Below are 748 nucleotides of genomic sequence, written 5' to 3'. Positions count from 1 at the left end.
AAAAGTAGGAATTCAAATTCAATAACCCATTTAGCCATTGGTTATATACGGTGTTGGCAGTAGTTGGTTTTATTAAAGTCCATCTTTTCTTACAGACAACCAATTTTTAAATTTGTTTTTATAATAGTCTTTTGTTTCCATGTCTTTAAGAATAAAATCAATTCCACCGTCATAAGGTGCTACAATTATATTTTTCTCAAAAGACACAAAGAATGCTCTAATTCTGTCATTTGCTATTTCCTTTATTAAGTCCGTTTGTTTTACAAAATTCCAATTTGTTTTGGCAAACGCTGGTCTATAAATGTCAATCTCATGATATTCATCAGAGTCGATTTTAAACAAGTCAATTTTGTCAAGTTCCACGAAAGAGTAACTTTTAAAAATTACTTCTTCTTTTGTTACATGTGAAACTCTCTCATCTCCCCAATTATAATCACCTGTAACAATTAAAATCGGTGTGTCTATTCCAAGTATGTCCGTTATTATTTCGTTGTGTCTTGAGAGTAATATTTTCCAATCTTTTTCAGTTTCAGGATAACGTTTGGATTTTGGTAGGCTATGAATTCTAAACCATCTTTCCGAATATTGATTTTTAAACAAATAAGAAATTGGAACTGTATTCGGATAATTGAGTTTCCAAAGGTTATCAAATTCTTCTTTCGTCATTTTCTTTTGCAATTACTGCCAACGTGTTTGTATAATGCCAGTGGCGTTTCTTGGCTCGCTGTGGCTCAACCAAATTTGCGGA

The 748-nt window shown here is 32.0% G+C and carries 1 protein-coding gene; it reads right to left on the bottom strand.

What is annotated here, in order from left to right; all coding sequences use genetic code 11:
- Window positions 1–72: 72 nt before the first annotated feature.
- Window positions 73–666: a DUF3885 domain-containing protein gene (locus tag ACY2RU_RS17755; RefSeq protein ID WP_490139824.1), complete on the bottom strand. Its 594-nt coding sequence runs from the start codon at window positions 664–666 to the stop codon at window positions 73–75.
- Window positions 667–748: the final 82 nt, after the last annotated feature.

The sequence above is a fragment of the Ulvibacter sp. 2305UL32-6 genome (assembly GCF_058148545.1).
The sequence above is the reverse complement of the archived record's forward strand: the minus strand, read 5'-3'. Positions and strand labels throughout refer to the sequence as shown.

Bases quoted from the DNA above. Each gene is read 5' to 3' on its own strand.
- ACY2RU_RS17755 (WP_490139824.1), bottom strand. From the start codon at position 666: ATGACGAAAGAAGAATTTGATAACCTTTGGAAACTCAATTATCCGAAT.